Source organism: Vogesella indigofera, assembly GCF_003633895.1.
Classification (GTDB): domain Bacteria; phylum Pseudomonadota; class Gammaproteobacteria; order Burkholderiales; family Chromobacteriaceae; genus Vogesella; species Vogesella indigofera.
Map to the genome: position 1 here is coordinate 205,256 of NZ_RBID01000017.1, position 12,256 is coordinate 217,511.

Below are 12,256 nucleotides of genomic sequence, written 5' to 3' on the forward strand. Positions count from 1 at the left end.
TGATGCCCGATTGTGGCAAGCGTGGCCGGTGCTGGCAAGTGCGGCGCAGCCTATTCGTCGTCGGGCTCGCCGCGCAGCACGCGCTGGATGATGTCCATGCCGAAGCCGCGGCTGGCGAGAAAGCGCATCTGCTTCAGCCGCTCCTGCTGGTCGGCCGGCGGCCGGCCGAACTTGCGCTGCCAGATGGCGCGTGCGGTGGCCAGATCGTCCTGCTGCGCCAGCGCGGTCTGGATGGTGTCGCGGTCGATGCCGCGTTCGCGCATTTCCTGCGCCAGGCGGCGGCTGCCGTACTTGTGGCCGCGGCTGTTCGCAAACTGCTCGGCAAAGCGGCTGTCCGATTGCCAGTGGTCGGCGGCCAGCTGTTCCAGCAGCGCGTCGACTTCTGCTTCGCTGTCGGCAAACGGCGCGAGCCGCCGCTTCAGTTCCAGCCGCGAGTACTCGCGGCGGGACAGAAGATCGACGGCTCGCGCCTTCAGGCTTTTTTCAGTACCGGCCATCAGGCATCAAAGGTGTCGTCGAGCAGCTCTTCTTCGTCTGCCGCGTCATCCTTGTTGGCGACTACCTGGACGCCGACGGTTTCGCGGATCTTGCGCTCGATTTCCTTGGCGATCTCCGGATTGTCCTTCAGCCACTGGCGGGTGTTGTCCTTGCCCTGGCCGATTTTCTGGCCGTTGTAGGCATACCAGGCGCCGGACTTGCTGATGAAGTCGTGCTCGACGCCCATGTCGATGATTTCGCCTTCGCGCGAGATGCCTTCGCCGTAGAAGATGTCGAACACCGCCTGCTTGAATGGTGGCGACACCTTGTTCTTCACGACCTTGACGCGGGTCTCGTTGCCGATGACCTCTTCGCCCTTCTTGATGCCGCCGATGCGGCGGATGTCCATGCGCACCGAAGCGTAGAACTTCAGTGCGTTACCGCCGGTGGTGGTTTCCGGGCTGCCGAACATCACCCCGATCTTCATGCGGATCTGGTTGATGAAGATCACCAGCGTGTTGGTGCGCTTGATGTTGCCGGTCAGCTTGCGCAGTGCCTGCGACATCAGGCGCGCCTGCAGGCCGACGTGGCTGTCGCCCATTTCGCCTTCGATTTCCGCCTTCGGCACCAGTGCCGCCACCGAGTCGACCACGATGATGTCGACGCCGCCGGAGCGCACCAGCATGTCGCAGATTTCCAGTGCCTGTTCGCCTGTATCCGGCTGCGAGATCAGCATCTCGTCGACCTTGACGCCCAGCTTTTGCGCGTAGGACGGGTCGAGCGCGTTTTCCGCGTCGATGTAGGCGCAGGTGCCGCCCAGTTTCTGCGCCTCGGCGACCACTTGCAGACACAGCGTGGTCTTGCCGGACGATTCCGGACCGTAGATTTCCACCACGCGACCACGCGGCAAGCCGCCAACGCCCAAGGCGAGGTCAAGGCCGAGCGAACCAGTGCTGATTACCTGCAGGTTTTCATGCACCTGGTTGTCGCTCATGCGCATGATCGAGCCTTTGCCGAACTGCTTTTCGATCTGGGCCAGTGCTGCGCTCAGGGCCTTGCTCTTGTCTTCGGAACGCTCCGCCATGCTTGCTCCATTCATTCAACGGTGTGGTGTAAGGGATTGGGTTTGATTATGTACGTTTTCATCTGGCGTGCCAAATAAAAGCGACAGGCAACGATGCGTGCGCGCCACAAGGGCAGGGGCGCGCGGGATATCAAGCGCCGGATTATCGCACAAAACCCCCGGCGGCCAAGCTTGCTTCTGGCATAGCCGGCGGCGCAAGTAATGCTTTTGGCGGCAAGCCAAGCTGTGCCAGAATGGCCGCATGTTGAATGAACGTACGCAACGCCTGCTCAAGGTGCTGGTCGAGCGCTATATCGCCGACGGCCAGCCAGTCGCCTCGAAAACGTTGGCCGCAGTCTCCGGTCTGGAGCTGTCGCCGGCTTCCATCCGCAACATGCTGGCGGACCTGGAGGCGATGGGCCTGATTGCGTCGCCGCACACCTCGGCCGGACGGGTGCCGACGCAGCGCGGCTATCGCCTGTTCGTCGATCGCCTGATCACCATCCAGCCGCTGGCGGCGCCGATGGTGCAGGAGCTGCGCCACAACCTGCAGCCGGACAGCCCGCAGCGCGTGCTGCAGGCGGCGTCGCAGATGCTGTCGGAGCTGACCCAGTTTGCCGGCGTGGTGATGACGCCGCAGCGTCCGGATGGCGCCTTCCGCCAGATCGAGTTTTTGCGCCTGTCCGAGCGGCGGGTGCTGCTGATTCTGGTGACGCTGGAAGGCGATGTGCGCAACCACCTGTTCAATACCCCGCGCGATTACAGCGGCAGCGAGCTGATCGAGGCCGCCAATTTCCTCAACCAGCACTACGCCGGCCAGGCGCTGGCCGGGGTGGTCGAGCGCATGGAGCAGGAGCTGACCTGCCTGCAGGGCGACATCTCCGGGCTGATGACGGAGGCGATCCGTTTCGGCCGCGAGAGCCTGAGCAGCGACGAGGTGATGGTGTCCGGCGAGGGCAAGCTGCTGTGCGCCAACGACTTCGGCGGCGACCTGCAGCGCCTGCGCGAGCTGTTCGACACCTTCCAGCGCAAGACCGAGCTGCTGCAGCTGCTGGAGCAGAGCCGGCAGGCGCCGGGCGTGAACCTGTTCATCGGCGACGAGTCTGGTGTGGTGACACTGGACGACTGCAGCGTGGTGATCGCGCCGTACCGGATGGGCGGCCAGGTGGTCGGCACCCTCGGTGTGGTCGGCCCGACGCGCATGGCCTACGAGCGGGTGATCCCCATCGTCGACATCACCGCGCGGCTGGTCTCCAGCGCACTCAATTTCAACGACTAGAATTCAATCACCGGCCGCCTTGCGGCCAACCTTTTGACGGATCCGCCATGTCTTTTCTGCCCAAGATGCTGTTGTCCCTGCTGGCGCTGTGCGCCGCGCTGGCCCGTGCCGATGCCGCCTTTCTGGCGCGGCCGGACGTGCAGCGCTACATCGACGAACAGGTCGCCGCCGGTGCGCTGACGCGGCCGGAGCTGGAGGCGGTGTTCGCCAATGTCGAACTCAAGCCGAACATCATCAACATCATGGACCGGCCGTCCACCGCGCGGCCGTGGTACCAGTTCCGTCCCAATTTCTACAGCGAGCGGCTGATGGGCGAGGGCGTGGCGTTCTGGCAGGCCAACGAGGACGCGCTGCGCCGTGCCGAGCAGCAATACCATGTCGCACCGGAAATGATCGTCGCCATCATCGGCATCGAGACCCGCTACGGCGGCAACACCGGCAGCTTCCGCCTGGCCGATGCGTTGTCCACGCTGGCCTTCGACTACCCGCGCCGCGCCGCGTTCTTCCGCGACGAGCTGACCGAGCTGCTGCTGCTGGCGCGCAGCGAGAACGTCAATGCCTTGTCACTGAAGGGCAGCTACGCCGGGGCGATGGGCCTGCCGCAGTTCATGCCGTCCAGCTTCCGCAAGTGGGCGGTGGATTTCGACGGTGACGGCCATCGCGACATCTGGAGCAACCGCGTTGACGCCATCGGCAGCGTCGGCAACTACTTCCAGCTGCACGGCTGGCTGGGCGGCGACGACGTGGTGGTGCCGGCCGAGGTGGCGCCGGGCGAGGCGCTGGACAAGCTGCTGGCCGACAAATTCAACCTGCACTACAGCGTGGCCGAGCTGCGCGCGATGGGCGTGTCACCGCTGGCGCCGGTGCGTGACGATGCCAAGGCGGTGCTGTTTGCGCTGGAAGTGGCGCCGGGCGAGACGCGCTACTGGCTGGGACTCAATAATTTCTACACCATCACCCGCTACAACAAGAGCACGCTGTACGCGATGGTGGCGCACGAGCTGGCGCAGGAAATCCGCAACCGCTACCTGGCGGCGCGTTTTGCCGCGACGCCTGCTCCCTGAATCGGGCGCAAACTGCTAGAATCGCCCGCCATGACCTATCAAGTTCTCGCCCGCAAATGGCGCCCCAAACGCTTCGCCGATCTGGTCGGCCAGGAGCACGTGGTGCGCGCGCTCAGCAATGCGCTGAAAGAATCGCGCCTGCACCACGCCTACCTGCTGACCGGTACCCGCGGCGTGGGCAAGACCACCATTGCCCGCATCCTGGCCAAGAGCCTGAACTGCGAAACCGGCACCACCGCCGAGCCGTGCGGCGTGTGCCAGGCCTGCACCCAGATTGACGCCGGCCGCTTTGTCGACCTGCTGGAGATCGACGCCGCGTCCAATACCGGCATCGACAACATCCGCGAAGTGCTGGAAAACGCGCAGTACACGCCGACCATGGGCCGTTTCAAGGTCTACATCATCGACGAAGTGCACATGCTGTCCAAGAGTGCCTTCAACGCGATGCTGAAGACGCTGGAAGAGCCGCCGGCACACGTCAAGTTCATCCTCGCCACCACCGACCCGCAAAAAGTGCCGGTCACGGTGTTGTCGCGCTGCCTGCAGTTCAGCCTGCGCAACATGACGCCGCAGCAGGTGGCTGGCCATCTGGCGCACGTGCTGGATACCGAAGGCGTGAGCTTCGAGGCACCGGCGCTGGCGCTGCTCGGTCGTGCCGCCGCCGGTTCGATGCGCGATGCGCTGTCGCTGCTGGACCAGGCCATCGCCTACGGTGTCGGCGACGTGCGCGAAGACGGCGTGCGCGCGATGCTGGGCGCGGTCGATCAGCGCTACCTGTTTGCCCTGCTGGAGGCGCTGGCCGATGCCGATGGCGCGCGCCTGATGCAGGAAGTGGAAGCACTGGTGGCTCGCGGTATCGGTTTCGACAGCGCGCTGGCGGAGCTGGCGATGCTGCTGCACCAGCTGGCGCTGGCGCAGACGGTGCCGGACGCCATTGCCGCCGACGAGCCGGAGCGCGACGCGCTGTTCGCGCTGGCGCTGCGTCTGGGTGCCGAGGACGTACAGCTTTACTACCAGATCGCGCTGCATGGCCGTCGTGATCTGGCGCTGGCGCCGGACGAACACGCCGGTTTCAGCATGACCATGCTGCGCATGCTGGCCTTCCATCCGGCACAGGGCGGTGCCGAGGTGGCGCCGCGTGCCGCCGCACAGAACCGCCCGGCGCCGGGCGCGCCACAGCCTGCGGCCAACCTGGCGCCGGCAGCGGCGGCGCCATCGCCGGCGCGCGCGCTGCTGGCCAATATTGGTGGCAAGTCGGCGGTGACGCCGCCTGCCGCCGCCGAGCCGCTGCCGGCGGCAGAAACGGAACCCGAGCCCGCCCCCGCGGCGGCGCTTGCCGTCGCACCACCAGCGGCTGACACTGCGCCATTACCGCCGGCCGATCTGGCGCCGTGGCACGAGGCACCGGTGGCACCGTCTGCGGCAGCGACCGCGCCGATGCTGGCCGTGTCCGAAGAAGTTGACGCGGCCGATACGGTCGACGACGAGATGGTCGAGCTGCCGGCAGCCGGCGACGCCGACGGCGAACTGGCCGAGTACGCGCTGCTGCAGGCGGAGGCCGATGCCACGCCGGCGGAGCCGGCGGTCATCGCCTTCGATGGCGACTGGTCGGCGCTGATCGGCCAGCTGGGCGCCAAAATGGGCGCCGCGCGCATGCTGGCGCAGAATGCCGCGCTGAAACTGTGGGACGGCGAGGTGTTCCACCTCGCGGTGCCGGAGGCGTTCCGCAATATGGCGGGCCGCGATTTTCAGGACAAGCTGCGCACGGTGCTGGGCGAGCATCTGGGCCGTGCGGTGCAGATCAGCGTGTCGATCGAGACGCTGGATGTGGAAACCCCGGCGATGCGGGATGCCCGCTTCAAGCGCGAGCAGCTGGCCGAGGCCAGACTGATCATGCAAAACGATAAGGTGGTACAGCAACTCGTGCAGGAAATGGGCGCGACCTTGCTGGCCGAGACGATACAACCCGTTCAGGAGTAAGACGATGTTTGGTAAAGCCGGAATCGCGGGTCTGATGAAACAGGCCCAGCAAATGCAGGAAAACATGAAAAAGGCGCAGGAAGAACTGGCCAAGGTCGAGATCGAGGGCCAGTCCGGCGCCGGTCTGGTCAAGGTGGTGATGACCTGCAGCCACGACGTCAAGCGCGTCAGCATCGACGACAGCCTGCTGGACGATGCCAAGGAAGACAAGGAAATGCTGGAAGACCTGATCGCCGCTGCATTCAACGACGCCAGCCGCAAGGCCGACGCGCTGTCGCAGGAGCGCATGTCCGGTTTCACCGCCGGCATGAACCTGCCGGCCGGGATGAAGCTGCCGTTCTGAGTCATGCCCCGACAAAGGTTGGCCGCAAGCCGCGCGTGCTTGCGGCCAACCTTTTTTGTGATCAATAGGTCCTGTCATGAAAAATCCACCGTCCCTCGATCAACTGATCGCCGCGCTGAAAGTGCTGCCCGGCGTCGGCCCCAAGTCGGCACAGCGCATGGCCTTTCATCTGCTGCAACGCGACAAGGCCGGCGCCGACAAGCTGGCGCGGGCGCTGGATCGGGCGCTGCTCAATCTGCGCCACTGCGAGCGCTGCCACACCTTCAGCGAGACGCCGTTGTGCAATGTCTGCGCCGACGACAAGCGCCGTCAGGAGGTGCTGTGCGTGGTGGAGATGCCGGCCGACCTGCTGATGCTGGAGCAGACCCGCTGCTACGATGGTCTCTACTTCGTGCTGATGGGGCGGCTGTCGCCGATGGATGGGGTCGGCCCCAAGGACATCGACCTGGAGCGGCTGATCGCGCGCGCCTGTGACGGCGTGGTGGCCGAGGTGATCGTGGCCACCAACTTCACCGCCGAAGGCGAGGTCACCGCGCACCTGATCGCGGAAATGCTGAAGGCGCAGGGGCTGAAGGTGACGCGCATCGCGCGCGGCATGCCGGTCGGCGGCGAGCTGGAGTATGTCGATCCGGGCACGCTGGCGCAGGCGATGTACGAGCGGCGCACGCTGAGCTGAGTGCTGGCCGGCCATGAAAAAACCGCCCGATCCGGGCGGCTTTTTTGCGGCCAACCTTGGACCTGGCCGAGCAGCTGTGTAGCCCGGATAAGCGTAGCGCATCAGGGGAAGGTTTGAGTGAGTGAAAAAGCCGCACCTTGTGGTGCGGCTTTTTGTTGGCTTGCGAGGCCCCGGTTGCGCCTGCGGCTTGTCCGGGCTACGAGGGGGTGATGTCGTCAACCCAGCAGCTTGTGCAGGGTCTTCTCGTACACCTGCGACAGCGGCTCGATGTTGTCGACGCTGACGCACTCGTTCAGCTTGTGGATGCTGGCGTTGATGGGGCCGAATTCCACCAGCTCGCGTGCGATGCGCTTGATGAAGCGGCCGTCGGAGGTGCCGCCGGTGGTGTTCAGCTCCGGCTCCACCCCGGCAACCTCGTGGATCGCGCTGCTGATGGCGTCGGTCAGCGCGCCCGGCGCGGTCAGGAACGGGTTGCCGGACAGCAGCCAGTGCAACTCGTAGGCCAGGCCGTGCTGGTCCAGGATCTGGTGCACGCGGTCCTTCAGTGTCTCCGCGGTGTGCTCGGTGGAGAAGCGGAAGTTGAACTTGATGTCGCAGCTGCCGGGGATGATGTTGGTGGCACCGGTGCCGGCGTGGATGTTGGAAATCTGCCAGCTGGTCGGCGGGAAGTACTCGTTGCCGTGATCCCACACCTCGGCGGCCAGTGCCGCCAGCGCCGGCGCCGCCAGGTGCACCGGGTTCTTGGCCAGGTGCGGGTAGGCGATATGGCCCTGGATGCCGTGCACGATCAGGTGGCCGGACAGCGAGCCGCGGCGACCGTTCTTGATGGTGTCGCCGAATTGCTGCGACGAGGTCGGCTCGCCGACGATGCAGTAATCGATCACGTCGCCGCGTGCTTCCAGTGCATCGACCACGCGCACGGTGCCGTCGGTGGCAATGCCTTCCTCGTCGGAGGTAATCAGGAAGGCGAGGGTGCCCTTGTGCTGCGGGTTGGCCGCGACAAAGCGTTCGCTGGCGGTGATGAAGGCGGCCAGCGACGCCTTCATGTCGGCGGCGCCGCGTCCGAACAGGTGGCCGTTGCGGATCACCGGCTGGAACGGGTGGCTGTCCCACTGGTCGACCGGGCCGGTGGGCACCACGTCGGTGTGGCCGGCAAAGCACAGCAGCGGGGCGCCGTGGCCGCGATGGGCCCAGAAGTTGCTGACGTCACCGAACGGCATGCGCTCGATGGTGAAGCCGAGGTCTTCCAGGCGCGCGATCATCAGTTCCTGGCAGCCTTCGTCGCGTGGGGTGATCGAGTCCAGAGCGATCAGGGTCCGGGTCAGTTCCAGGGTTGCGCTCATTTGCCGAATGCCTCCTGGTAGTCGGCTTCCTTGAAGCCGAGGTGCAGCTTGCCGTTGTGCTCCAGCACCGGGCGCTTGATCAGCGACGGCTTGCAGATCAGCAGGTCGATGGCGCTGGCCGGGATGGTCGCCAGCGCCTTTTCGGCGTCGCTGAGTGCACGCCAGGTGGTGCCCTTGCGGTTGATCACCTGCTCGAGGCCGAGGCTGTCTATCCATTGCGCCAGCTTGTCGGCGGCGATGCCCTGTTTCTTGAAGTCGTGAAAGGCGTAGTCAATGCCCTGCGCGCTGAGCCATTGGCGGGCTTTTTTGACGGTGTCGCAGTTGGGAATGCCGTAAAGGGTAATCATGGTGGGTGTAATCGTCGGCTGTGGTTCAGTGGGATAGGGTAAAGCCGGCAAAGCTTTCGCCGTCTTCCGGCTTGCTGTCTTCCGGCTTGCTGTTGTCGTGGTTGATCAGCCAGTACAGGTTGGTCGGCGAGTCGGCGTTGTGTAGCGCCTCTTCCAGCGAGATCAGGCCGTCCCTGTACAGGCGGAACAGGGACTGTTCGAAAGTCTGCGCGCCCTCGGTCATGCTGGCCTCGATCGCTTCCTTGATCTTGTCGATCTCGCCATTGCGGATCAGGTCGGCAATGTGCGAGGTGTTGATCAGCACTTCCAGTGCCGGGCGGCGCTTGCCGTCGCTGGCGGGGATCAGCCGTTGCGAGATCACCGCCTTCAGCGCGGCCGACAGGTCCATGAGCAGCGCGCTGCGGTTTTCCAGCGGGAAGAAGCTGATGATGCGGTTCAGCGCGTGGTAGCTGTTGTTGCCGTGCAGGGTGGAGATGCACAGGTGGCCGGATTGCGCGTAGTTGATGGCGTGGGTCAGTGTTTCGGCGTCGCGGATCTCGCCGATCATCAGCACGTCCGGCGCCTCGCGCATCGCGCTTTTCAGCGCGTTCTGGTAGCTGTGGGTGTCGACGCCGATTTCGCGCTGGTTCACCAGCGAGCGCTTGTGTTCGAAGATGAATTCGATCGGGTCTTCCACCGTCAGGATGTGGCCGGTCTGCGTCTGGTTGCGTTGTTCGATCATCGCCGCCACCGTCGAGCTCTTGCCGGAGCCGGTGGCGCCGACGACAAAGATCAGGCCGCGCTTGAGCGAGGTCAGCTCCTTCAGCGTTTCCGGCAGGTTGAGCTGGCCCAGCGACGGAATCTTCGGCGCGATGTAACGGATGACGATGCCGATGCTGCCGCGCTGACGGAAGATGTTGACGCGGTAGTTGCCCAGCTCGTTCACCGCGGTGCCGAAGTTCATCTCCAGCTCGCGGTCGAATTCGTCGATCTGCTTCGGACTCATCAGGCTGTGGGCGAGGCGCTGCACGTTTTCCGCGCTCAGCGGCTTGTCGTTGACCGGCAGGGTGTGGCCGTCGATCTTGATCTGCGGCGGGGCGCCGCAGCTGAAAAACAGGTCGCTGGCCTTCTTGTCGGCCATCAGTTTCAGGAACGGGAGCATGAGCATGGTTGCGGGTTGCCTTGTGGTCGCCTCGGGTGGCGCTAGTCTAGCCCGAATGGTAGCCGGCTGTAGAGAGTCCGGCCATGAAAAAACCCGCCTGGCGGCGGGTTTGTCGGTGACGGGTGCGAGGGCGTCAGGCGCGCAGCGCGCGGCGCAGGATCTTGCCGACGTTGGTTTTCGGCAGCTCGTTGCGGAACTCGACCGCCTTGGGCACCTTGTAGCCGGTCAGGTTGGTCTTGCAGTGCTCGATGATGTCTTTTTCGCTCAGGCCCATGTCCTTGCGTACCACGAAGACCTTGACCACCTCGCCGGACTTGTCGTCGGGGACGCCGACGCAGGCCACTTCCAGTACCCCCGGGTGCATGGCCACCACGTCCTCGATCTCGTTCGGGTACACGTTGAAGCCGGACACCAGGATCATGTCCTTCTTGCGGTCGACCAGCTTCACGAAGCCGTCGTCGGTGATCACGGCGACATCGCCGGTGGCGAGGAAGCCCTGGCTGTCGATGACCTTGGCGGTCTCGTCCGGGCGGTTCCAGTAGCCCTTCATCACCTGCGGACCACGAATGCACAGCTCGCCGGCCTCGCCGCGCGCCACCGGCTTGCCGTCGTTGTCACGCAGCTCAATCTCGGTGGACGGCACCGGCACGCCGATGGTGCCGTTGTATTCCTTCAGGTCCAGCGGGTTGATGCAGGCGGCGGGGCTGGTTTCGGTCAGGCCGTAGGCTTCGATCAGCGGCGTGCCGGTGACCTGTTTCCACTTTTCTGCCACCGCCTTCTGCACCGCCATGCCGCCGCCCAGCGCCAGGCGCCAGGTGGAGAAGTCGACGGTCTTGAAGTCCGGATGGTTGAGCAGCGCGTTGAACAGGGTGTTGACCCCGGTCATCGCAGTGACCTTGTACTTCTTCAGCTCCTTGATGAAACCGGGGATGTCGCGCGGGTTGGTGATTAGCACGTTGAGGGCGCCCAGCTCGGTGAACACCATCAGGTTCGCGGTCAGCGAGAAGATGTGGTACAGCGGCAGGGCGGTGATGATGATTTCCTGGCCTTCGCGTACCACCGGTTTGACCCATTCGCCGGCCTGCAGCATGTTGGCGACGATGTTCTTGTGCAGCAGCATCGCACCCTTGGCGACGCCGGTGGTGCCGCCGGTGTACTGCAGGAAGGCGATATCGTCATGGCCGAGGGCGACCTTGCGCAGCGGCTGCTTGCTGCCCAGTGCCAGCGTGTCGTTGAAACGGGTGTGGCCCGGCAAGTGCCACGGCGGCACCATTTTCTTGATCTTGCGCACCACGAAATTGACGATCAGCGACTTGGGGAAGCCGAGCATGTCGCCGATGGCGGCAATCACCACGTTTTTGACCGGCGTGCGCGCAATCACGTCCTCCAGTACGCCGGCAAAGTTCTCCAGGATAACGATGGTGTCGACGCCGGCATCCTTGAGCTGGTGTTCCAGCTCGCGCGGGGTGTACAGCGGGTTGACATTGACCACGGTGCAGCCGGCGCGCAGGATGCCGAATACCGCTACCGGATACTGCAGCAGGTTGGGCATCATGATGGCGACGCGGGCGCCCTTGGTCAGCTGCAGGGTATTTTGCAGATAGGAGGCAAAATTGGCCGACAGGGTGTCCAGCTCGCCGTAGCTCAAGATTTTGTCCATGCACGCCATGGCCGGGCGGTCGCGGAATTTGTTGACGCTGCGCTCAAAAACCTCGACGACCGACTGGAATTCGTTGATGTCGATCTCGTGGGCAACACCGGCTTGGTAGTTTTTTAGCCAGATTTTTTCCATAACGTGTGGCTTCTCCATCGTGCTGTTTATGCGATGCCGCAGCCGAGCCCCTCGGTGCGGTGTGTTGTATCTATCTTTTTTAGCATTATTCAAAGCTGCATTCCAAACGCTCGTTCGGAATCATTGCAAATGTACAGGATGTCACTGCAAGTGCAAAGCGCGGGCTCCGGCGTGTACTTGGTGCATTGGTTTTCATCTGTCGTGAAATCAGGTATAATCGCGCCATTTTAAGGGATGGGCGGTTCGCCCATTTTTCATTTCTGGAATCGAATGCCCATGGATGTACGTTTGCTGCTTGAGAATACGCTGCCCGGTCTGGGGTATGAACTGGTTGATTTTGAATTGACCCCCGGTGGTGGTTTCCGCGTATTCATCGACAAGCCGGGCGGCATTACGGTCGAGGATTGTGTCAGCACCAGTAATCACCTGACACGTCTGTTCATGGTTGAAAACATCGACTATGACCGACTGGAAGTGTCCTCGCCGGGTCTTGATCGCCCCTTGAAAAAGGAGGCGGATTATGTGCGCTTCCAGGGGAGCCTGGCCAAGGTAAGAACCCGTTTGCCGGTCGAGCAGCAGAAGCGTTTCATGGGCCGTATCGCGGGCATCCAGGACAGCGTCTTGCAGCTTCAGCTCGAAGATGGTCGCATTGTGGCCATTCCCCTGTCCAATATCGACAAAGCCAGGCTGGAGCCTGAGTTCTGATCGGGCAGGATGTTGGCCGCATATATAAGGTAAAGAAAAAATTCGG

General features: G+C 63.8%; 12 protein-coding genes. 6 read left to right on the top strand and 6 right to left on the bottom strand.

The window, feature by feature from the left end:
• Positions 1-50: 50 nt before the first annotated feature.
• Together recX and recA are read right to left on the bottom strand one after the other, a co-directional pair.
• A complete protein-coding gene (gene recX / locus C8E02_RS14220) occupies positions 51-497 on the bottom strand; it encodes a recombination regulator RecX (protein WP_120811740.1) in 447 nt (148 codons plus the stop codon).
• The gene (recA, locus tag C8E02_RS14225; protein ID WP_047967069.1) at positions 497-1,561 is read right to left on the bottom strand and encodes a recombinase RecA; all 1,065 of its coding nucleotides are present in this window, start codon (positions 1,559-1,561) and stop codon (positions 497-499) included. The genes recX and recA overlap by 1 nt, the downstream gene beginning before the upstream one ends.
• A 241-nt stretch (positions 1,562-1,802) precedes the next feature.
• Here recA and hrcA point away from each other — a divergent pair, with 241 nt between their 5' ends.
• From hrcA to recR, 5 genes are all read left to right on the top strand, one after another.
• A complete protein-coding gene (hrcA, locus tag C8E02_RS14230) occupies positions 1,803-2,819 on the top strand; it encodes a heat-inducible transcriptional repressor HrcA (protein ID WP_120811743.1) in 1,017 nt (338 codons plus the stop codon).
• A gap of 47 nt (positions 2,820-2,866) precedes the next feature.
• Positions 2,867-3,883: a lytic murein transglycosylase B gene (mltB, locus tag C8E02_RS14235; RefSeq protein WP_120811746.1), complete on the top strand. Its 1,017-nt coding sequence runs from the start codon at positions 2,867-2,869 to the stop codon at positions 3,881-3,883.
• Positions 3,884-3,913: 30 nt separating this feature from the next.
• Complete coding sequence (gene dnaX, locus C8E02_RS14240) at positions 3,914-5,863, top strand: DNA polymerase III subunit gamma/tau (RefSeq protein WP_120811749.1); 1,950 nt, start codon at positions 3,914-3,916, stop codon at positions 5,861-5,863.
• 4 nt (positions 5,864-5,867) lie between these two features.
• A complete protein-coding gene (locus C8E02_RS14245) occupies positions 5,868-6,206 on the top strand; it encodes a YbaB/EbfC family nucleoid-associated protein (RefSeq protein ID WP_120811752.1) in 339 nt (112 codons plus the stop codon).
• A 76-nt stretch (positions 6,207-6,282) separates the two neighbouring features.
• Positions 6,283-6,882, top strand: a complete 600-nt coding sequence (gene recR, locus C8E02_RS14250; RefSeq protein WP_047967064.1) for a recombination mediator RecR — start codon at positions 6,283-6,285, stop codon at positions 6,880-6,882.
• Between the two features lie 215 nt (positions 6,883-7,097).
• Here the strand turns inward: recR and dapE are convergent, their stop codons facing one another.
• The 4 genes from dapE to C8E02_RS14270 form a co-directional block, all read right to left on the bottom strand.
• On the bottom strand, positions 7,098-8,225 hold the full coding sequence (gene dapE / locus C8E02_RS14255; RefSeq protein WP_120811755.1) for a succinyl-diaminopimelate desuccinylase: 1,128 nt from the start codon (positions 8,223-8,225) through the stop codon (positions 7,098-7,100).
• Positions 8,222-8,572: an ArsC family reductase gene (locus C8E02_RS14260; protein WP_047967062.1), complete on the bottom strand. Its 351-nt coding sequence runs from the start codon at positions 8,570-8,572 to the stop codon at positions 8,222-8,224. Before C8E02_RS14260 ends, dapE begins: the two co-directional genes overlap by 4 nt.
• A gap of 25 nt (positions 8,573-8,597) precedes the next feature.
• On the bottom strand, positions 8,598-9,719 hold the full coding sequence (locus C8E02_RS14265; protein ID WP_120811757.1) for a PilT/PilU family type 4a pilus ATPase: 1,122 nt from the start codon (positions 9,717-9,719) through the stop codon (positions 8,598-8,600).
• 127 nt (positions 9,720-9,846) lie between these two features.
• The gene (locus C8E02_RS14270) at positions 9,847-11,505 is read right to left on the bottom strand and encodes a long-chain-fatty-acid--CoA ligase (RefSeq protein ID WP_120811760.1); all 1,659 of its coding nucleotides are present in this window, start codon (positions 11,503-11,505) and stop codon (positions 9,847-9,849) included.
• Positions 11,506-11,781: 276 nt separating this feature from the next.
• Between C8E02_RS14270 and rimP the strand changes: the two genes are divergently transcribed.
• Positions 11,782-12,210: a ribosome maturation factor RimP gene (rimP, locus tag C8E02_RS14275; protein ID WP_047967078.1), complete on the top strand. Its 429-nt coding sequence runs from the start codon at positions 11,782-11,784 to the stop codon at positions 12,208-12,210.
• Positions 12,211-12,256: the final 46 nt, after the last annotated feature.

What these genes read in the sequence shown, in the direction of transcription:
- recX (WP_120811740.1), bottom strand. Translation starts at nt 497, where the DNA reads ATGGCCGGTACTGAAAAAAGCCTGAAGGCGCGAGCCGTCGATCTTCTG.
- recA (WP_047967069.1), bottom strand. Translation starts at nt 1,561, where the DNA reads ATGGCGGAGCGTTCCGAAGACAAGAGCAAGGCCCTGAGCGCAGCACTG.
- hrcA (WP_120811743.1), top strand. Translation starts at nt 1,803, where the DNA reads ATGTTGAATGAACGTACGCAACGCCTGCTCAAGGTGCTGGTCGAGCGC.
- mltB (WP_120811746.1), top strand. Translation starts at nt 2,867, where the DNA reads ATGTCTTTTCTGCCCAAGATGCTGTTGTCCCTGCTGGCGCTGTGCGCC.
- dnaX (WP_120811749.1), top strand. Translation starts at nt 3,914, where the DNA reads ATGACCTATCAAGTTCTCGCCCGCAAATGGCGCCCCAAACGCTTCGCC.
- C8E02_RS14245 (WP_120811752.1), top strand. Translation starts at nt 5,868, where the DNA reads ATGTTTGGTAAAGCCGGAATCGCGGGTCTGATGAAACAGGCCCAGCAA.
- recR (WP_047967064.1), top strand. Translation starts at nt 6,283, where the DNA reads ATGAAAAATCCACCGTCCCTCGATCAACTGATCGCCGCGCTGAAAGTG.
- dapE (WP_120811755.1), bottom strand. Translation starts at nt 8,225, where the DNA reads ATGAGCGCAACCCTGGAACTGACCCGGACCCTGATCGCTCTGGACTCG.
- C8E02_RS14260 (WP_047967062.1), bottom strand. Translation starts at nt 8,572, where the DNA reads ATGATTACCCTTTACGGCATTCCCAACTGCGACACCGTCAAAAAAGCC.
- C8E02_RS14265 (WP_120811757.1), bottom strand. Translation starts at nt 9,719, where the DNA reads ATGCTCATGCTCCCGTTCCTGAAACTGATGGCCGACAAGAAGGCCAGC.
- C8E02_RS14270 (WP_120811760.1), bottom strand. Translation starts at nt 11,505, where the DNA reads ATGGAAAAAATCTGGCTAAAAAACTACCAAGCCGGTGTTGCCCACGAG.
- rimP (WP_047967078.1), top strand. Translation starts at nt 11,782, where the DNA reads ATGGATGTACGTTTGCTGCTTGAGAATACGCTGCCCGGTCTGGGGTAT.